The following is an 18,085-nucleotide window of genomic DNA, read 5'->3' as shown; positions in this document are numbered from 1 at the left end:
GTCCGGGGAGGTCAGTGCAGGGTGCCGCCGGGGACGTCGAGGTCGGGGCCGCCGGCCAGCGCCGTCAGGGCGGCCTCGGCCACCGCGCGCGCCAGGTCGGCCGCGGGCAGGGCCGGGGTGTCCGGCGTCGGGCGGTGCTCGGTGTCCCACGGCACGTGGATGAAGCCGGCGGCCCGGGCGGTGCCGGGGCCGTCGAGGAGCGAGTACATGACGTGGTTGCACACGAACGCGCCTGCGGACAGGGACGGCTCCGCGGCGACGCCGGCCTCCCGGATCGCGGCGACGGCACGCTTGGCGGGCAGGGTGGCGAACAGGGCCGCGGGACCGTCGGCGCGCACGGGCCGGTCCACGGGCTGCTCCCCCGCGTTGTCCGGGATCCGGGCGTCCTGCAGGTTCACGGCCACCCGTTCGACCCGGACCGTCGCCGTGCCGCCAGCCAGCCCGACGGCGATCGCCACCTCCGGCCGGACCCGGTCGAGGGCCGCGGTCAGGGCCGGCCCGGCCGCGCCGAACGCGCACGGCAGCTCGACCGCCTCGGCCGTCACACCCCGGTCCGCCAGGATGCCCACGGCGTCCCGCGCGGCGGCGATCGACGGGTTGTGGACATCGCCGCCGAAGGGCTCGAAGCCCGTGAGCAGGACGCGGGCGGCCGGGGCGGGTGCACGGGAGGTCATGGCGACCACGGTAGGCGCGTCTCGGCGCCCGCGCCACGCCCGGACTCGAACACGCTTGCGGGTCGATTCGAACATGTGTTCTACTTCTGGCCATGCGATGGGAAGCGCAGACCCTGCGGTCCGAGGGCGGAGCCCAGCGGGCGACGGCCGGCACACCGGCCGGCTCCGCCGCCCTGCTGCCGCTCTCGGACCTGCAGCGGAGTGTCACCACCCCGGAGTTCGCGGGCGTCACCTTCCATGAGGTGCTCGCCAAGACCGCACTGAACTCGGTGCCGTCCGCCTCGGCCATGCCGTTCCGCTGGACCGTGAACCCGTACCGCGGCTGCACCCACGCCTGCCGGTACTGCTACGCCCGCAGCACCCACACCTTCCTCGAGCTCGACGCCGGGGCCGACTTCGACCGGCAGATCGTCGTGAAGGTCAACGTCGCCGAGGTGCTGCGCGCCGAACTCGCCCGCCCCACGTGGGGCCGCGAGGCGGTGGCGTTGGGGACGAACACGGACCCGTATCAGCGGGCCGAGGGCCGCTACGCGCTGATGCCCGGGATCATCCGGGCCCTGGCCGATTCCGGCACCCCGTTCTCCGTGCTGACCAAGGGGACCCTGCTCGCGCGGGATGTGCCCCTGCTGCAGGCGGCCTCGCGCCAGGTGCCGGTGCTGGTCTCGCTGTCCCTGGCGATGCTCGACCCCGCCATCGCCGCCGCGGTCGAGCCGGGCACGCCGTCGCCGACCGCACGCCTGCGCCTGATCGAGCGGCTCGCCGCCGCGGGTGCGGACGTCACCGTCATGGCCATGCCCCTGCTGCCGTGGCTCACGGACGGGGACCGCGAGATCGACGCCCTCATGCGCGCGCTGGCGGACGCCGGAGCCGCGCGCGTCATGCCGGGCGCCCTGCACCTGCGGCCGGGCGCGAAGGAGTGGTACCTGGACTGGATCCGCCGCGAGCACCCGGATCTGCTGGCCGGCTACGAGCAGATGTACGCCCGGTCCGCCTACGCGCCCGAGTCGTACCGCCGCATGCTCACCCGGATGGCCGGGGAGGCCGCCGCACGGCACGGCCTGGCCCGCGGCGGCGCCCACGGCATCCGGCGCGAGGACGGTCCCCCGGCCCGGCGCCGGCCGGCGTCCCGGCCCTCCGCTCCGGCGGCGCAGCCCGCGCTGTTCTGACCGGTCCGCGGGGCGCGGCCGGCCGCGTGTCGACTCAGCGCCCCGCGGAGAACGCCGTGGCGGCGCCACGGAGCACCTCGGCCACGATCGGCCGGTCCGCCGGGATCCAGTCCAGGTGCCGCACGCCCGGCCCGGCGAGCGGCAGCCACGCCAGCAGGTCGTGGTCCTGGAGGGCTCGGGGTGTCGTCCCCTCCTCCGCCAGGACGCCCCAGAACACCCGCATCCGGGCGCCGTTGGCCAGCTCCCACCCGTCCGGCTCCGGCGCCGCCACCTCGGGGCCGAGCCGCACGGCGACCCCGAGCTCCTCCCGGCACTCCCGCAGCAGCGCCTCCTGGACGCCCTCCCCCGGCTCGACCTTGCCCCCGGGGAACTCCCAGAGCCCCCGCAGCGGGGCAGGCGCGCTGCGACGGGCCGCCAGCAGGCGGGTCGGCGCGGCCACATCGTCGAGCAGCGCGAGCCCCACGACCAGCCGCGGTCGCGCACCGTCCCGGGGCGACGTCGTCGGGCTGGCAGCGGGCGCGGGGCGAGCGGGTGTGGCGGAGGTCATGAGCCCAGGCTAGCGAGGCCCCCGCCCCCGCAGACCGGAGTCCGTAGGCTGGGTCGGTGCCCATCCCCACTCCCGCCGCCGACGGCGCCCACGACCGTTCCCCCCGTGCTCCGCGTCCGACGCGCCCAGACCCGTCCGTTCCGCCGACCGTGCCGCCGGGCCCGGGCGCGTTGCTGGGCGGCCGCCGTGTGCGTCTGCTGCCGGCCATCCTCGCGCTGGCCCTGGGCAGCTTCGCGATCGGCACCACGGAGTTCGCGATGATGGGCCTGCTGCCGCAGGCGGTGGCCGACCTCGGCGTCGGTCTCGAGGCCGGCGGCGTGCTCATCTCCATGTACGCCCTGGGCGTCGTGATCGGCGCTCCCCTGCTGGCCGCGTCGTTCGCTCGCGTCGACCGGCGGGTCACGAGCATCGTGCTGATGCTGCTGTTCGTCGTGGGACACGTGGCCGCGTTCCTCGCCCCGGACATGGGGAGCATGATGGCGGCCCGGTTCGTGTCGGGCCTGCCCCACGGCGCCTACTTCTCCGCGGCCGCCCTGGCCGCGGCGGACCTCGCCGGGCCCGCCCGCCGCGGCCAGGCCGTGGCGTGGGTGATGGCCGGGCTGTCCGTGGCCAACGTGCTGGGCGTGCCGGGCGCGACGGCGCTCGGGCAGGCCGTCGGCTGGCGCTGGATGTTCGTCATCGTGGCGGTCTGCGCGGCCCTGTGCGTCGGGGCGACCGCGTGGCTCGTCCCGTCCGTGCCGGCCCCCGCGGGCGCCTCGGTCGGCCGCGAGCTGCGCGGTCTGGCCTCCGGCCGCCTGTGGGCGACGGTGGCCGTGGGCGTGATCGGCTTCGCCGGCATGTTCGCGCTCTACACCTACATCGCGCCGCTGCTCACGGAGGTCGCGGGCCTCGAGGAACGGTGGGTCCCCGCCGTGCTGGCCCTCTACGGCGTCGGCATGGTGATCGGCACGCTCGTCAGCGGCGCGCTCACGGACCGCGACCCGGTCGGCACCCTGCGCCTGAGCTTCGGGCTCAGCGCGGTCTCGCTGGCCGCCGTCGCACTGACGGCCCCGTGGGCGCCGGTGATGATCGTGTTCCTCTTCTGCGTGGCCGTCAGCGGCTCCGGGATCGCCCCGTCCCTGCAGGTGCTGCTCGTGGACTCCGCGCCCACCGCACCCCAGCTGGCCGGTTCGCTCAACCACTCCGCGCTGAACATGGCCAACGCGATGGGCGCGTGGGTCGGGGCGGCCGCGATCGGGGCCGGGGCGTCGCTGCGGACCCCGCCGCTGGTCGGTGCGGGCATCGCCCTGGCGGGCCTGGTGCTGGCGTTCCTCCTCGTGCGCCGCGACGTCGCGGCCTCACCCGGCGTCCGGGCTGACGACGGCGGCTCGCCCCGCTGAATCTCCCACACGAGGCCGGGGCGAACCTCGTCACGTCGGAGAATCTCGAAAAAGTCGGGGCGCCAGAGGTGGCCCCCCGTGAAAATCCCTTGCTACGTTCCTTCTCGTACGTCAGATTCGAAACCCGAAAGGAACCATCATCATGGGCATCATTGGCTGGATCGTTCTCGGCCTCATCGCCGGTGCCATCGCTCGCGCCATCCTCCCCGGACGTCAGGGCGGCGGCTGGCTCGGCGCCCTCCTCACCGGCATTGTCGGTGCTCTCCTCGGCGGCTGGATCGCCTCCCTGGTGTTCAACATCAACGTGAACGAGAAGTTCTTCAGTCTGGGCACCTGGATCTTCGCGATCATCGGTGGTGTCATCGTCGCGGCCGTGTGGCAGGCCATCACCCGCCGCACCGGCACCCGTGCCTGAGTGAGCTGAGCGGCCCGGTTCGACCCGGACACGCAGAAGGGGCGGGGATCCACGCGGATCCCCGCCCCTTCTGCGTGTCCGGACGGCTGGCGCCGCCTCGTGCGCCACGTCAGCCGGCGCGCCGCGCCCCCGCCATCGCGGACGAGTACAGGCACACCGTGGCGGCGGTCCCCACGTTCAGGGACTCCGCGGCCCCATACAGCGGCACCGCCACCCGGCGGTCCGCCAGTGCGAGCTCACCGTCGTCCAGGCCCTGAGCTTCGTTGCCGAACAGCCACGCGGTCGGCGCGGCAACCACGCCGGGGGCGAGGGCGTCGAGCCGGTCCGAGGCGTAGCCGTCGGCGGCCCACACCTGGAGGCCTGCGGCCCGGGCTGCGGCCGCCGCCGCCTCTGCGGGGACGGCGGTGGCCACGGGCAGGTGGAACAGCGACCCGGCGGTGGACCGGACCACCTTGGGGTTGAACGGGTCGACGGAGCCCGGGGTGAGGACCACCGCGTCCGCCCCGGCCGCGTCCGCGGCCCGGATGACCGTGCCGGCGTTCCCCGGGTCCTGCACGCGGCACAGCACGGCGGCCAGGCGCGCCTCCTCGAGGACCGCTTCGACGGCCTGCGGCTCCGGCATCCGCGCCACGGCGACGATGTCCTGCCCCGTCACGGCGTCGGCCATGGCGGTGAGCACCTCGTCGCTGGCCTCGCGCACCAGGACGCGCTCACCACCCGGCGTCGGGCGGTCCCGGACGCGCGCCACGAGCTCGGCCAGCGCGGGGTCCCGGTCCACGAGTCCGCCGGACACGTACACCTGGGTCAGCACCCGCCCGGCGCGCCACTGCCCCGCGGCGGCCGTCGGCCCCTCCCCCAGGTGGGCGCGCAAGGCCTCGCGGCAGGCCTGCGGCCCCTCGACGAGGAACGTGCCCGTCCGGCGTCGGGCGGAGCGGCCCGCGAGGGCTGCCACCGCGCGCACGCGCTCGGCGCGGGGATGGGTCATCGGCTCGGCGTGCGGGGTCATGGGGTCTTCCTGGTCGGGGCTCGGCTGCGGGTGCGCAGACGCCGACGGGGCGGGCCTCGGTGGAGGACCCGCCCCGTCGGCGGTGGTGCTCACGCCTGGGGCGTGGTGGTGGGGCTCTCAGGGCCCCGGAGCCGGCTCAGCGGGAGACGGCGGGGGCGTTCACGTCCGCGGGCAGCGCCTCGCGGGCGGTCTTCACCAGCACAGCGAAGGTCGCGGCGTCGGAGACGGCGATCTCGGCCAGCATGCGGCGGTCCACCTCGACGCCGGCCAGCTTGAGGCCCTGCATGAAGCGGTTGTAGGTCATGCCGTTGGCGCGGGCGGCCGCGTTGATGCGGGTGATCCACAGGCGACGGAAGTCACCCTTGCGCTTGTGGCGGTGCTGGTAGTTGTAGGTGAACGAGTGGAGCATCTGCTCCTTCGCCTTGCGGTACAGGCGAGACCGCTGGCCGCGGTAGCCGGAGGCGCGCTCCAGCATGGTCCGACGCTTCTTGTGGGCGTTCACTGCCCGCTTCACACGTGCCACGTGCGTACTCCAATCTGTGTGGTCCCCGGGGCGCGCACTGGCGCGTCACGGCCGAGGAGGAAGGGGTTCCGGCGAGGCCGGGGGGGTGTCAGATGCCGAGCATCCGCTTGATCTGCTTGATGCTGCCCTTGGAGACGAGCTGGTCGCCCTTGAGACGGCGGGTCAGGCGCGAGGACTTGTGCTCCAGGTAGTGGCGGCGGTTCGCCTGCTGGCGCATGATCTTGCCGGAGCCGGTCACGCGGAAGCGCTTCTTGGCACCGCTGTGGGTCTTCATCTTCGGCATGGCTGCCGTTCTCCTTCACTCATCGCTGCCGTGCGCGGCGCGCGCGGCAGTGCTGGTCACCCCGGTCCGTCCGGACCGGGCTGGTCTGTGGCGACCCCGGGGGGTCAGGCCCGAGGACCGGGCTTGGGGGCACCGCCGCGGGGGGCGGCGGGCTTGGGCGGGGCCGGCATCGGCTTGGCCGCCGGCTTCGGAGCCGACGACGGCGCGGCCGGCTTGGCGGCGGACCGCGGCTTCGGCGTGGCAGCCGGCGCAGCCGAGGACTGCGGCTTCGGCGTCGCGGCCGGCTTCGGGGCCGATGCGGGCGTGGCGCTGGAGGCCGGCTTCGCAGCCGGGGCGGCCGCGGCCGGGCGGGGAGCCGCCGGGGCCGGGGTCTTCGGCGCCTGCGTCGTCTCGGCCGGGGCCGCGGAGGCGTTCTCCTGCGTCCGGGCGGCCATGGCCTTCAGCTGCTCGGGGAACGCATCCCCGACCGAATTCCGCACCGGGGCGGAGTCGGACGCCGCCTTCTGCGCGGCGCGCTCCTTGGCCTCGCGGGCGGCCTGGTCGCGACGCGAACCGCCGCCCTGACGCTCGCGGTGGCTCTCGGCCGAGTTCTTGCGCTGGTCCGCCCGCGCATCGGCCTTGGTGCGCAGCGGGCCGACCACCATCACCATGTTGCGGCCGTCCTGGCGCGGCTGCGATTCGACGGTGCCCAGCTCGGCGACGTCCTCGGCGAACTGCTGCAGCAGCTTGATGCCGAGTTCGGGACGCTGCTGCTCACGGCCGCGGAACTGGATGATGGCCTTGACCTTGTCGCCCTGGCTCAGGAACTTCTTGGCGTGGCCGGTCTTGGTCTCGTAGTCGTGCTTGTCGATCTTCAGGCGGAAGCGGACCTCCTTGAGGACCGTGTTCACCTGGTTCTTGCGCGACTCACGGGCCTTCACCGCGGCCTCGTACTTGTACTTGCCGAAATCCATCAGCTTGCACACCGGAGGCTTGGCCGTGGGGGCCACCTCCACGAGATCCAGGTCCGCCTCGGCGGCGAGCCGGAGGGCGTCCTCGACGCGGACGATGCCGACCTGTTCGCCGTTCGGGCCGACCAGGCGGACTTCCGGAACGCGGATACGCTCGTTGATGCGGGGATCGCTGATGGTGGTACTCCTCTGTGTGAGACGACGGGTGACCCCGCGCCCACCGGAGGGGCCCTCGGAAACGAGGAAGGCCTCCCCTGCGCGGACGCAGACGGAGGCCTCGACACGATCCCGTCGGACGGGACCCTCGGTGCGGGCTGCGCGCCACGACGCGGCGGTCCCGACCGGCGACCCGGCAACTCGGCCCGGGGCGAACCGGACATCCTGCTGACGCGGGTGGGAGAGAGGCCTCCACTTTGCTGCTCCTGGCCCGTGCATGCCCGCCCCGGGGTCACCGGATGACGAGGTCTTGCGCGGACCACGAGTGGTCTATGGGAAGCTTACCACCATGACAGACGAACGTCAGGCCCAGGACGCCACCCCCATGGACGCCCCCGCCGAGATCCGCGACATCCACGAGGTCCCCGCCGTCGAGGTCATCACGACCACCGCCGTGCACCTGATGACCGCCGCCGCCGTCAAGTGCGGCCTGGCCGACTCCCCCGACGCCCGCGAGCTCATCGATCTCGACGAGGCCCGCAAGCTCATCACGGCCCTCGCCGGGCTGGTCACGGCCGCGGCCCCCGAGATCGGCAGCCAGCACGCCGGACCGCTGCGCGACGGGCTGCGCTCGCTGCAGCTGGCGTTCCGTGAGGCCTCCCCGTTCCCGGACGCCCCGGGCAAGGGCCCCGGCGAGAAGTTCACCGGCCCGGTGAACTGACCACGGCCCCGATGACGACGACGGCGCGCCCCTGGCCGGGGGCGCGCCGTCGTCGTCGGGGCGGGGCTCAGGCGTCCGTCGAGGCCTCCGGGGCGGGGGTGAGATGCCGGGTGACCGGCGTCGTGAAGAGGGTGAGCAGCGCGACGCCGGAGACCGCGAGCAGCGGCCCACCCAGAGCGGCGGCGTCCACGCTGAAGAGCCACGAGGACAGGAGCACACCGAAGAGCTGGATCGCGACGGCGGCGCCGCGGCTCCACGCCCGACCGCGCAGCAGGGCGACGGCGGTCGCAAGGATCCACAGGGTGAGCAGCGCGTAGATGACGACCAGCATCACGCGGGCGCCGGCCGGGAGCACCCCGTCCGCCGCATGCACCACCGCGTCCACGGCGAGCCAGAGGAGCGCGCCCGCCTCGAGCACGAGCGCCGCGGCGACCACGAGGACGGCCACCGGCAGGCCCCGGCCGGGGCGGGGCGGGACCGTCGTCGCGTCGGCGCCCGACGACTCGGACGGGGCGACGGGGTCGGGGCGGCGGGACTGTGCCATGGGGCCTCTCCTGCGGGACGGCTGCGGGGACGGACGTGTCCCCCACCGTACGCCGGGCGGTGCGCGGGCCAGGTCCGCGGCGACGCGCCGCCCCGGGCACAGGTGTGACCAAGGACTCACTGGGAGGTGCGGTGATGCACCTCATTCACCTCTTGTTCACTCGTGAGGGCCGTGCGAGGATGGCACGCGAAAGATTCCCGGGGGCCGCGTTCGTACGAAAGCGGTCCCCGTTGCAATGACCAGGGTCGCCCTCCGTATCGGTCGTGCCGCGCGTCGTCCGCGCAGGCCCCCGCGCCCGCCGCCGGCGGAGGCCGTGACCACCGGCGCCCGCGGGCTCCGGCTCTTCCGACAGAAAGTGAGCGGACCGATGGATTGGCGCAGTAAAGCAGCGTGCCTGGACAAGGACCCGGAGCTGTTCTTCCCCGTGGGCAACACCGGCCCCGCCCTCCTGCAGATCGAGGAGGCCAAGGCGGTGTGCCGCTCGTGTGAGGTCGTGGACACGTGCCTGAAGTGGGCCATGGAGTCCGGCCAGGACTCGGGCGTCTGGGGCGGCATGAGCGAGGACGAGCGGCGCGCCATGAAGCGCCGTGCGGCACGCGCCCGCCGCGCCTCCTGACCCACCCGGACCACCGGCCCCGTCGACCTCGTCGACGGGGCCGTCGTCATGCCCGGCCGGGTTCACGTCAGGGGCAGTCGCAGCACGACGCGCGTGCCGCCGTCGTCGGACCGCTCCCAGCGCAGGGTGCCGCGCAGGTCCCCCTCCACGAGCGAGTGCACGATGCGCAGGCCGAGCCCCGATCCCTCGCCCGCGCGGGGAGACTCCCCCGGCACCCATCCGTCGGGGGCGGCGGGGCCGCCGTCCGTCACGGACACGACCAGCACCGTTCCTGCGGGGGTCGACTCGCGGTCGGCGTGCAGGCCCACGCAGCCACCGCCCGGCGCCGTGCCGTGCTCGACGGCGTTGGCCGCCAGCTCATTGAGCACCAGCGCCAGCGGCGTGGTCACGTGGGAGGGCAGTTCACCGAACTCGCCCGTGACCGCGACCTGCAGCGGCCGCCCGTCCCCGGCCACCTCGACGGCCAGGCGGAACTGCCGCTGCAGCAGACCGTCCACGGGGACCTGGTCCTCGATCTCCTCGCTCAGCGTCTGGTGGACGAGGGCGATCGTGTCCACCCGCTGCATCGCCTGACGCAGCGCACGCTCCGCCTCGGGCGAGGACGTGCGCCGCGCCTGCATGCGCAGCAGCGATCCCACGGTCTGCAGGTTGTTCTTGACGCGGTGGTGGATCTCGCGGATGGTCGCGTCCTTGGTGAGCAGACGCTGCTCCTGGCGGCGCAGCTCGGTCACGTCGCGCAGCAGCAGCAGCGCCCCCTGCCAGCCGTCCGGACCGAGCAGGGGGACGGAGCGCACCGTGAGGGACGCCCCGCCGGACTGCACCTCCCGCCGTCCGGCACGCAGGCCGGTGAGCACCGCCCACGTCCCCTCGTCGGTGGGAACGCGGGCGGCCTCGGTGCTGGCCAGCACGTCGGTGAGCCGGTGCCCCTCGAGGGTCGAGGCGATGCCCAGCCGGCGCAGGGCGGAGACCGCGTTGGGACTGGTGAACTCGGCGACCGAGTCCGGCCCGAGCACGACGAGGCCGTCCCCCACCCGCGGCGTGCCGCCCGCCCAGAGGCCGGAGGGCTCCTCGGGCGCCGGCCAGCGGCCGTGCTGCATCATGTCCAGCAGGGTGCTGGCCGTCCGGCTGTAGTTCTCCTCGATCACCGAGCGCGCCGGCCGGCCGTTCGGGTCCGCGTGCGCGGAGACGACCGCGATGACCCTCCCGGCGCGGACCACCGGCCACAGACGCACCTGCAGCGTGCCTCCCGGGGCCTCGACGGGGCCGGCCCCCTCGGCCCGCTCCCCGCCATGCCACGTCTGCCCGACGACGGCCCGCAGGTCCGCGCGGGCGCGCGAGCCCACGATGTCGCGGTGGAAGAGGGTGGGAGCGGTGAAGGGCCGGACCTGGGCGAGCGCGACGAACCCTCCGGCCTCGTCGCGGCGGGGCACGGGGCACCAGAGCACGAGGTCCGCGAGCGCCAGGTCTGCCACGAGCTGCCAGTCCCCCACGAGCCGCTGCAGCCAGGCGCGGTCCTCGTCTCCGATGTCCGGGTGCGACGTCAGGGGGTCCTGCGCGAGCGAACTGACCATGGGATCAGGGTACGGCGACGTGCCGGGCGGCCCGTGTCCGTGGCGTCGCGGGCGGCGTCGGACGACACGGCGGCGATGGTCTGCGAGGGCCGTGCGCGGTGCCGTCCGCGGCGGGCGGGGCGGGCAGGGACACCGGCCAGCGTGGCGAGGGCGCGACGCAGCGGGCTGTTCGGAGCGGCCTCGGCGAGCACCTGGCCGGCGAGCAGCGCGGGGTCCGCGGCGGCCGGGTCCCACGGCAGGAACGCCTCCAGGGGCGTGGCCGGCGAGGCGTAGCGGTTCCAGACGGCCTCGACCTGCCCGCGCGGGGCGACGCCGGCGGCCGCGGGCCGGAGCCGGTTGACCACGACGCGCAGCCGTGCGGCCGGGGCCACCTCCGCCAGCTCCTCGACCCCGCGGACCAGGCGGGGCAGCGCGACGGCGTCCGGCCCGCCGACCGCGATGACCTCGTCGGCCGCGGCGAGCGCCGCCAGGGTCGCACCGTTGCGCTGTGGGGCGGGCACGTCGAAGGACAACTCCTCGTCCTGCTCGAGACCGAACCCGACGTCGACGACCACGCGGTCCCACCGTTCCCTGGCGGCCGCGATCAGCGCGGAGACGGCGGCGGGGCGCAGCTCGGGCCACCGGTCCACGCGGGTGAGCCCCGTCAGAACCGTCAGGTCCGCGCCGGCGACGCGGACGCGGACGCCCGCGGCCGCCAGGTCGGCGGCGCCCAGCCGGCCGTGGTCGGCCCGCCGCACGGCCCGCGCCACGCCGGCCGACTCCTCCGTCAGCCCCAGGTGCACACCGACGGCGGGGCCGTACGTGTCCAGGTCGATCAACAGCGTGTTCCGGCCGGCCACGGCGTGCTCGGCGGCGAGGTTCACGGCGACGGTGGTGCGTCCCGGAGCGCCGGTGGGGCCCCACACCACGGTCACCAGGGACTCCCGCGCGGGTCCGGCCGGTTCGCCCTCCTCCGGAGAGGGTGCGGGGTCGGCTCCCTCGTCCGCCGTGGCGGGGCCGCCGTCGGGCGTGGCCGCGGCGGGGGCGGCACCCGGCCCGGCGTCGTCGGGCTCGTCGGCGCCGCGCCAGGGGTCCGTGAGGCCGGGCACCTCGTCCGCGCCGAGCGTCTCCAGGGTGATCGGCAGGTCGTCGAGGTCCTCGGCGTGATCCCGGGCGTGGTCGGCGTCCTCCCCGTGCGAGGTCTCCGGCCGGCGGCCCTCCGCGGCGGCGCTCGCGGACTCCACGACGACGGCCGCGATCTGCTCGGGGTCGGCGTCGGCGCGCACGCAGGGCACCCCCATGCTGCGGAGGCGACGGCGCTCGGTGCGAACCTCGCTGAGCGCCGCCACGCCCACGGGTCGGGGCAGCCGGGCCGTCTCCTCCAGGAAGGCGGCGGTGAGGGACTCGGTGTCCCCGGCCACGAGGACCGCGTCCACGAGACCGGAGCGGGCGATCGCGAGCAGCTCGGCGAGGTCCTCGGCCCGGCGGAGCACGGTGATGTCCGTCTGGTGCCGCTCGAGCGGGCCGATGTGGTCCAGGCCCGGCTGGACGGTGGTGGCCAGGGCGATGCGCACGGTCAGCGCACCCCGTGGGCCGGCACGAGGGTGACCCGCGCGTCCTTTACCTTCGCGTCCACGATGCGCGGCAGGGTCTCCTCCGGTGCCAGCAGCTGCACCCGGGTGGTGCCCGAGCCGCCGAAGCCGTTCTGCTCCGCCGCGACCTCGGAGATCTCGAGCGCCTCGGCCAGCCGGGCCGGGTCCGCATGGCCGCGGCCTCCCTCCGCCGGCATGGCCACCCAGACGTCCACGCGGTCTCCCACGCCCACGCCGGACGGGAGCGGCTCGTCCAGGGCCACCCCGACGGGACGACGGCCGTCCGGGTCCGCGTCCACCAGTGCCGCCGCCGGCAGCAGCTCACCGGCCCGGACCGTCCCGGAGACCATCCGCCCCTCGGGAGCCGGAGCATCGGCGCTGAGGTACCGCTCGCCGGCCTCGCTGAGGTTCACCTCCACGGGGCGCAGGTCCCCGGACGCGATGGGTGTGCCCGGGGGCAGGTCCTCCGCAGCTGTCCAGTACGCGGCGGTCTGCTGGGCGGAGGCGACCAGCGCCACGACGCCGGCGATCGAGGCGAGGACGAGCACGAGACCGACGAGGAGCCGGGGATCCCGCCAGCGGGGCCGGCGCAGACGGCCGCCCTCGGCGGACGCGGACATGGTCGTGGACACCGGATGTTCCCCCCTTCGGACCGGCCCCTCGGGCCGCCGCGGCCCCGGCACCCCGTCGGTGTCGGCCCCTCCGCGCTGCGCCCAGAGTAACCACTGGGGCCGTGGATCGCCGGATCCGCCGCGTACGCTGTGGAAAAGTGTCGCCTCCGGGTGTTCCCGGGGTTGAATGGGTCGACGTCGTGGGCCGCCCGCGACCGTCCTGGACGCCTCGACCGAAGGAGCACCGTGCAGCGCTTTCTCACCCTGACCGACGTCGCGGAGACCCTGAACATCTCCGGTCAGGCCGCCCGTGCCCTGGTCCGCTCGGGTGAGCTGCAGGCCATCCAGGTCGGGGGCCGCGGTCAGTGGCGCATCGAGGTGTCCTGGCTCGAGGACTACGTGGAACGTCAGAAGGAAGTGACGCGCGCCCGCGTCCGGGAGTGGACCGAGGCGGACGCGAAGGCCCGCTGAGCCCACACGGTCTGCTCAGGCGGGGCGCAGCGCGGTCCGGACCGTCCCCAGCGCCCCGAACGGGATGACGAGCCGCCCGCGGACGGCCGCGGCCCGCCGGGCCTCGTCCCGCGGGTGGCGGGCGATGTCGAGGTGGTCGCCGCCGACCCGGTCCACGGTGCCCTCCGCCAGCGCCGCGCCGAGGCGTCCCGTCACCGCCACCGGCTGGCGCGTCCGCGCGATGCCGCGCAGCACCGTCCCCCAGCCGGCCGCGGCGAGCTCGGGCGCGGCCACGGCCCGGGTCAGGTCGGCCTCCACGGCCGCCACGCAGTCCACCGCGACGATCGCCGATCCCGAGCCGTCGACGTGCACGCCGACCCAGCCCTGGCCCACCGTGTGCACCACGCCGTCCACGACCTCGCCCCAGGCCAGGTGGAGCCGGACCTGCCGCCCTCGGGCTCCGCGCAGGCGGTCGGCCAGGGACAGCGCCATCCACTCCGCTCGGGTCAGCTCCGCGGCCTCGGCCACCGTCTCCTGCCAGCCGAGGTCGGCCCAGTGCGCCTCCAGGTCGTCGAAGAGTCCGTTCCACCGCATGCGCTCAGTATAGGAGGCTCAGCGCCGGACATCGGTCGTCATCAAACATCATCAAACATCACTCTTGACACCTATCGGCCCGTGCAGTTCACTGTGATCATCATCACCGGCCTGATCGCGGGATCCCGGCCGGACGGACGCACAGGAGGGGAATCCATGGAGCGCTCGACATCACCGGCCGGCCCGGCCCCGACCCGTCCGGTCGACGCGGCGGACGCCGTCGGCCTCACCGTCCTGCTTCTGGCCGGTCCCGGTCTGCTCGCCTGTGCCGCGGCGCTGCTGCAGACGGGCACCAGCGCGCCCGGGGCGGAACTGACCCGCGTGCTGGGCCTCGGTGCCGGTCTCGCCGGGCTCGGACTGCTCGCATGGTGGGCGGTGGGCCTGATCGGGCTGGCGCTCGTCGCGCTGGGGCGCCGCGCGGGTCGGCCGGCCTGGGCCCGCCTGGGCCGGAGCCTCACTCCCGCCCTGCTCGGACGCGTGGCAGGCGCCGTCGTCGGTGCCCAGCTGCTCGCGGCACCGGCCGCGTGGGCGGACGCGGCTCATCCCGTGCCGGACGCCTCCTGGACCGTGGCTGCGGTGCCTGCGCACGCCACCGGCGTCGAGGCCCCGGCGCCGGACGCCGCGTGGACGCCCCGGCCCCCGGCGCCGGCCCCACCGGGCGCCGGCACCGGCCGTGCGGATCCGGACCACCCGACCGTCACCGTCCGGCGCGGCGACTGCCTGTGGCACCTCGCCGCCGCCGAGCTCGGCCCGGACGCGACCCCCCGAGAGATCGACGCCCGCTGGCGCCGCTGGTACGAGGCCAACCGACGGGTGATCGGCGACGACCCGCACCTGCTGCTGCCCGGCACCGTGCTGACCTCCCCCGTGTTCACCCCGCACGCCGGCGTGGACGGACCACGGCCATGACATCCACGACCCTGCACTCCCCCGCTTCGCCTCGTCCTCAGGAGACCGCCATGACCACCCTCGCCACCCGCCCCCGCGCCGCTTCCGACCGGCGCACCGCCGACACCCTCCTCCACGGGCCCGCCCACAGCCCCGCAGTCCTGCCCCGCGGTGAGGAGATCGCCCGGCGGGCCCGCACCGAACAGGGGCGCGAGGAGCTGCGCCGCGTCCGCTCGCTCGCCGCCGTGATCGCCGTCGCCTGCGTCGAGGTCGAGACGGGCCGCCGTGCCCTGCGGGACCTCTCCGCCTGGCTCTCGCCCGAGGTCCTGGACAAGTTGACCCGTCGCATGGAGCTGCTGGGCGCCGTCGCGCCGACCGGGCCCGGTCGACGGCCCTCCGCGGCCGTCCCGCCCCGGACGCCCAAGTCCGCACCCCGCCCGGTGGGTGCCCGCGTGTGCGAGGTCGCGCCCGGCCGGGTGGAGGCCAGCGCGACGGTGCTGTGGGAGGGCCGGGCCCGGGCCTTCGCGCTCCGACTCGAGCGGCGGCTCAGCCGGTGGAAGGTGACGTCGGTCGAGATCGGCTGAGCCGGATCGTCCCGTCGGACTGACGAGCGAGGGCCCGGAGACCTGGAGGTCTGCGGGCCCTCGTCCTGCGTCGTGGCAGGATGCCGGTCAGCCGCGGCGGCCGCGGCGCTCCGCCTGACGGCGGGAGCGGCGGTTCGTGCCCGCCGCGACCGTGGCGCCGGAGTCCGTGCCGCTGCGGGTGACCGCGCTCTGCCCGTCCTCGGACGGACCGGTGAAACGCAGCTGCGCCGGCTGCTGCGGGGCGTCGATGCCCTCCACGGAGATCTGCGGGGCCATCGTCACGGCGCGGGCGTCCTGGACGCCGGGCAGCGACGTCGACGCGGGGGCCGCACTGATCTGCGCCTGGAACAGCGTGCGCACGGCGTCCTCGCGGATGGCGGCGAGCATGTTCTGGAACATCGTGTAGCCCTCGCGCTGGTACTCCACGAGGGGCTCGCGCTGGGCCATCGCGCGCAGCCCGATGCCCTCCTTGAGGTAGTCCATCTCGTAGAGATGCTCCTGCCAGCGGCGCCCGATGGTGGCGAGCACCACGCGACGCTCCGCCTCCCGCAGCGCCTCGGACCCCACCTGCGCCTCCCGGTCCTCGTACGCCAGGAGCGCATCGGAGACGAGTTCGCGCTTGAGGACCTCGGCCTTGAGCCGGCCCCGGCCGCCGACCTCGTCGAGGACGTCCTCCTGCGAGATGCCCACGGGGTAGAGCTCTGCCAGGTCCCGCCACAGCTGGTCGAGGTCCCAGTCGGTGGCGTGGCCCTCCTCGGTGGCCGCGTCCACGATGTTCCCGACGGCGTCCTCCACGAAGCGGCGCACCCGGTCCTGCAGGTCCTCCCCCTCGAGGATGGAACGGCGGTCCGTGTAGATGGCCTCGCGCTGGCGGTTCATCACGTCGTCGTACTTGAGCACGTTCTTGCGCTGCTCGGCGTTGCGCCCCTCGACCTGCGCCTGCGCGTTCTGGATCGCCTTCGAGACGAAGCCGAACTCGAGCGCCATGTCGTCCGGGATCGACGGGCTGTTCATGATCCGCTGGGCCACGCCCGGGTTGAAGTTGCGCATGAGCTCGTCCGTGAGGGAGAGGTAGAACCGGGACTCGCCCGGGTCGCCCTGACGGCCGGAACGACCGCGCAGCTGGTTGTCGATGCGGCGCGAGTCGTGGCGCTCGGTGCCCACCACGTACAGGCCGCCGGCCTCGATGACCGCGCGGTGCGCGTCCTCCACGGCGGCCTCGGCCTGCGCCAGCACCTCGGGCCAGCGGGCCTCGTACGCCTCCGGGTCCTCGGCGGCGTCGAGGCCCAGCTCCTGCATGCGGGCCACCGCCGTGAACTCGGCGTTGCCGCCGAGCATGATGTCGGTGCCGCGGCCGGCCATGTTGGTGGCCACGGTGACGGCGCCCGGGCGGCCGGCCTGCGCCACGATGGCGGCCTCGCGGGCGTGGTTCTTCGCGTTCAGGACCTCGTGGCGGACGCCGCGCTTGGCCAGCAGCGTGGAGAGGTACTCGGACTTCTCCACCGAGGTGGTGCCCACCAGGACCGGTTGGCCCTTCGCGTGCCGCTCGGCGATGTCGTCGACGACGGCGTCGAACTTGACCTTCTCGTTCTTGTACACCACGTCGTTGCGGTCCACGCGCTGTCGCTCCCGGTTCGGCGGGATCACGACGACGCCGAGGCCGTAGGTCGACGTGAACTCGGCGGCCTCCGTCTCGGCGGTGCCCGTCATGCCGGCGAGCTTCTCGTAGCCGCGGAAGTAGTTCTGCAGGGTCACCGTGGCCAGCGTCTGGTTCTCGGGCTTGACCTCGACGCCCTCCTTGGCCTCGATGGCCTGGTGGAGCCCCTCGTTGTAGCGGCGTCCCTTGAGCACGCGGCCCGTGTGCTCGTCGACGATCTGCACCTCGCCGTCGAGGACCACGTAGTCCTTGTCCCGCTTGAACAGCTCCTTGGCCTTGACCGCGTTGTTCAGGAACTGGATGAGCGTGGTGTTCTGCGTCTCGTACAGGTTCGTGATGCCGAGGTGGTCCTCGACCTTCTCGATGCCGGGGCCGAGGATGCCGACGGTGCGCTTCTTGTGGTCCACCTCGTAGTCCGTGTCCGCCTCGAGGCGGCGCACCAGCCGGGCGAACTCGCCGTACCACCGGTTGGCCTCTCCCTGGGCGGGGCCGGAGATGATCAGCGGGGTGCGGGCCTCGTCGATGAGGATCGAGTCCACCTCGTCGACGATCGCGTAGTGGTGCTCACGCTGCACGAGCTCGTCGAGGGACCAGGCCATGTTGTCCCGGAGGAAGTCGAAGCCGAACTCGTTGTTCGTGCCGTAGGTGATGTCCGCGGCGTACTGCTCGCGGCGTACGGCCGGGGTCTGGCCCGCCACGATGACGCCCGTCTGCATGCCGAGGAAGCGGAACACGCGGCCCATGAGGTCGGCCTGGTAGGAGGCGAGGAAGTCGTTGACCGTCACCACGTGCACGCCCCTGCCGGACAGCGCGTTGAGGTAGGCCGGGGCGGTGGCCACGAGGGTCTTGCCCTCGCCGGTCTTCATCTCCGCGATGTTGCCCTGGTGCAGCGCGATGCCGCCGAGCAGCTGGACGTCGTAGTGCCGCTGGCCGAGCGTGCGTCCCGCGGCCTCCCGGACCGCGGCGAACGCCTCCGGCAGGAGCAGGTCCAACGACTCGCCGTCCGCATGCCGGGCCCGGAGCGTGTCCGTCTCGGCACGCAGCTCCGCATCGCTGAGCGCCCGGAAGTCGTCCTCGAGGAGGTTCACGGCGTCCACCGTGGCCTGCATGCGCTTGAGGACGCGGTTGTCCGAGATCTTCAGGACGCGGTCGATGATCGAAGGCACTGGTTCTCTGCTC

20 protein-coding genes are annotated in these 18,085 nt (G+C 74.5%); 8 read left to right on the top strand and 12 right to left on the bottom strand.

The features are described 5' to 3' along the window. Nucleotides 1-11 precede the first annotated feature (11 nt). The gene (locus tag ACUW6W_RS09995) at nt 12-674 is read right to left on the bottom strand and encodes a pyroglutamyl-peptidase I family protein (protein ID WP_060974027.1); all 663 of its coding nucleotides are present in this window, start codon (nt 672-674) and stop codon (nt 12-14) included. A gap of 92 nt (nt 675-766) precedes the next feature. Between ACUW6W_RS09995 and ACUW6W_RS09990 the strand changes: the two genes are divergently transcribed. Then, complete coding sequence (locus ACUW6W_RS09990; protein ID WP_336575069.1) at nt 767-1,840, top strand: Rv2578c family radical SAM protein; 1,074 nt, start codon at nt 767-769, stop codon at nt 1,838-1,840. A gap of 34 nt (nt 1,841-1,874) precedes the next feature. Here ACUW6W_RS09990 and ACUW6W_RS09985 read toward each other — a convergent pair whose 3' ends face one another. Beyond that, nucleotides 1,875-2,387, bottom strand: a complete 513-nt coding sequence (locus ACUW6W_RS09985; RefSeq protein WP_036315642.1) for a (deoxy)nucleoside triphosphate pyrophosphohydrolase — start codon at nt 2,385-2,387, stop codon at nt 1,875-1,877. Between the two features lie 56 nt (nt 2,388-2,443). On the opposite strand from ACUW6W_RS09985, the gene ACUW6W_RS09980 reads away from it, so the two are divergent. Both ACUW6W_RS09980 and ACUW6W_RS09975 read left to right on the top strand, forming a co-directional pair. Next, nucleotides 2,444-3,766, top strand: a complete 1,323-nt coding sequence (locus tag ACUW6W_RS09980; RefSeq protein WP_061866993.1) for an MFS transporter — start codon at nt 2,444-2,446, stop codon at nt 3,764-3,766. A gap of 142 nt (nt 3,767-3,908) precedes the next feature. Further along, nucleotides 3,909-4,181: a GlsB/YeaQ/YmgE family stress response membrane protein gene (locus ACUW6W_RS09975; RefSeq protein WP_061866994.1), complete on the top strand. Its 273-nt coding sequence runs from the start codon at nt 3,909-3,911 to the stop codon at nt 4,179-4,181. A gap of 109 nt (nt 4,182-4,290) precedes the next feature. Here the strand turns inward: ACUW6W_RS09975 and ACUW6W_RS09970 are convergent, their stop codons facing one another. The 4 genes from ACUW6W_RS09970 to infC form a co-directional block, all read right to left on the bottom strand. Continuing rightward, entirely contained in the window at nt 4,291-5,187 is an 897-nt protein-coding gene (locus ACUW6W_RS09970) for a TrmH family RNA methyltransferase (protein ID WP_049145970.1), read from the bottom strand. 136 nt (nt 5,188-5,323) lie between these two features. Continuing rightward, nucleotides 5,324-5,710, bottom strand: coding sequence for a 50S ribosomal protein L20 (gene rplT / locus ACUW6W_RS09965; RefSeq protein WP_041105250.1), 387 nt, complete (start codon nt 5,708-5,710; stop codon nt 5,324-5,326). 88 nt (nt 5,711-5,798) lie between these two features. Next, a complete protein-coding gene (gene rpmI, locus ACUW6W_RS09960; RefSeq protein ID WP_002853699.1) occupies nt 5,799-5,993 on the bottom strand; it encodes a 50S ribosomal protein L35 in 195 nt (64 codons plus the stop codon). 104 nt (nt 5,994-6,097) lie between these two features. Further along, on the bottom strand, nt 6,098-7,072 hold the full coding sequence (gene infC / locus ACUW6W_RS09955; protein ID WP_387265861.1) for a translation initiation factor IF-3: 975 nt from the start codon (nt 7,070-7,072) through the stop codon (nt 6,098-6,100). 376 nt (nt 7,073-7,448) lie between these two features. On the opposite strand from infC, the gene ACUW6W_RS09950 reads away from it, so the two are divergent. Then, a complete protein-coding gene (locus ACUW6W_RS09950) occupies nt 7,449-7,820 on the top strand; it encodes a DUF1844 domain-containing protein (protein WP_036313345.1) in 372 nt (123 codons plus the stop codon). Between the two features lie 67 nt (nt 7,821-7,887). Here the strand turns inward: ACUW6W_RS09950 and ACUW6W_RS09945 are convergent, their stop codons facing one another. Continuing rightward, nucleotides 7,888-8,364, bottom strand: a complete 477-nt coding sequence (locus tag ACUW6W_RS09945) for a hypothetical protein (protein WP_041105247.1) — start codon at nt 8,362-8,364, stop codon at nt 7,888-7,890. Between the two features lie 367 nt (nt 8,365-8,731). On the opposite strand from ACUW6W_RS09945, the gene ACUW6W_RS09940 reads away from it, so the two are divergent. Further along, on the top strand, nt 8,732-8,980 hold the full coding sequence (locus ACUW6W_RS09940; protein WP_002854852.1) for a WhiB family transcriptional regulator: 249 nt from the start codon (nt 8,732-8,734) through the stop codon (nt 8,978-8,980). A gap of 62 nt (nt 8,981-9,042) precedes the next feature. Here the strand turns inward: ACUW6W_RS09940 and ACUW6W_RS09935 are convergent, their stop codons facing one another. Genes ACUW6W_RS09935 through ACUW6W_RS09925 form a run of 3 tightly spaced genes read right to left on the bottom strand, consistent with a single transcriptional unit; the run spans nt 9,043 to nt 12,754 of the window. Further along, nucleotides 9,043-10,551: a sensor histidine kinase gene (locus ACUW6W_RS09935; protein ID WP_036316015.1), complete on the bottom strand. Its 1,509-nt coding sequence runs from the start codon at nt 10,549-10,551 to the stop codon at nt 9,043-9,045. Continuing rightward, a complete protein-coding gene (locus ACUW6W_RS09930) occupies nt 10,521-12,104 on the bottom strand; it encodes a tyrosine-protein kinase family protein (RefSeq protein WP_061866996.1) in 1,584 nt (527 codons plus the stop codon). Before ACUW6W_RS09930 ends, ACUW6W_RS09935 begins: the two co-directional genes overlap by 31 nt. 2 nt (nt 12,105-12,106) lie before the next feature. Then, nucleotides 12,107-12,754 carry an SAF domain-containing protein gene (locus tag ACUW6W_RS09925; RefSeq protein ID WP_060973787.1) on the bottom strand — a complete coding sequence of 216 codons (648 nt, stop codon included), beginning with the start codon at nt 12,752-12,754 and terminating at the stop codon, nt 12,107-12,109. Between the two features lie 225 nt (nt 12,755-12,979). On the opposite strand from ACUW6W_RS09925, the gene ACUW6W_RS09920 reads away from it, so the two are divergent. Continuing rightward, nucleotides 12,980-13,204 (top strand): helix-turn-helix domain-containing protein, encoded by a 225-nt coding sequence (locus ACUW6W_RS09920; protein ID WP_002854861.1) that lies wholly within the window; start codon nt 12,980-12,982, stop codon nt 13,202-13,204. 15 nt (nt 13,205-13,219) lie between these two features. Here ACUW6W_RS09920 and ACUW6W_RS09915 read toward each other — a convergent pair whose 3' ends face one another. Then, entirely contained in the window at nt 13,220-13,777 is a 558-nt protein-coding gene (locus tag ACUW6W_RS09915; RefSeq protein ID WP_036383497.1) for a hypothetical protein, read from the bottom strand. Between the two features lie 156 nt (nt 13,778-13,933). On the opposite strand from ACUW6W_RS09915, the gene ACUW6W_RS09910 reads away from it, so the two are divergent. After that, nucleotides 13,934-14,686 carry a LysM peptidoglycan-binding domain-containing protein gene (locus ACUW6W_RS09910; RefSeq protein WP_044659782.1) on the top strand — a complete coding sequence of 251 codons (753 nt, stop codon included), beginning with the start codon at nt 13,934-13,936 and terminating at the stop codon, nt 14,684-14,686. 50 nt (nt 14,687-14,736) lie between these two features. Continuing rightward, nucleotides 14,737-15,249, top strand: a complete 513-nt coding sequence (locus ACUW6W_RS09905) for an Rv3235 family protein (protein WP_061866997.1) — start codon at nt 14,737-14,739, stop codon at nt 15,247-15,249. A gap of 87 nt (nt 15,250-15,336) precedes the next feature. On the opposite strand, the gene secA is transcribed toward ACUW6W_RS09905, so the two are convergent. Further along, nucleotides 15,337-18,072: a preprotein translocase subunit SecA gene (secA, locus tag ACUW6W_RS09900; protein ID WP_061873065.1), complete on the bottom strand. Its 2,736-nt coding sequence runs from the start codon at nt 18,070-18,072 to the stop codon at nt 15,337-15,339. Nucleotides 18,073-18,085: the final 13 nt, after the last annotated feature.

The sequence above is a fragment of the Micrococcus sp. 093350064-1 genome, assembly GCF_053627955.1.
Note: the sequence above shows the minus strand (reverse complement) of the source record. Positions and strands in the feature narration are given on the sequence as shown.